The 292-nt window shown below is 40.1% G+C and carries 1 pseudogene; it reads left to right on the forward strand.

Annotation, left to right across the window (positions count from 1 at the left end):
• Positions 1-160, forward strand: a pseudogene (locus tag PZE06_RS28585) (MFS transporter); the annotation flags it as partial.
• Positions 161-292 lie beyond the last annotated feature (132 nt).

A 292-nucleotide genomic window follows, 5' to 3' on the forward strand; every position in this document is an offset into this window, starting at 1 on the left:
CTGGAGTACAGCTGTTTTCACTGTATTCGGCGGCTTTTTATACGAGATCGAACCACAATATGCTTTTATCGGAATGATTGCTTGTACCATACCTGGACTGCTCATTGCACTTGTGTACAGGAAGTTGGAGCATAAAAAAGAAGTATTAGCATCCACATAATATTAAACAATGCAGTTGATTATGCATTTGAGGCTTATTTTGGCTCTGACTCGACGAAACGAGGGAGAGGACAAGCTTTCTCCCAGCATTTCATCAAAGTCAGAGCTATCTTTTTTGCATAGCTTTAATGAC

The sequence above is a fragment of the Robertmurraya sp. DFI.2.37 genome (assembly GCF_029211245.1).
GTDB lineage: Bacteria > Bacillota > Bacilli > Bacillales > Cytobacillaceae > Robertmurraya > Robertmurraya methanolica_A.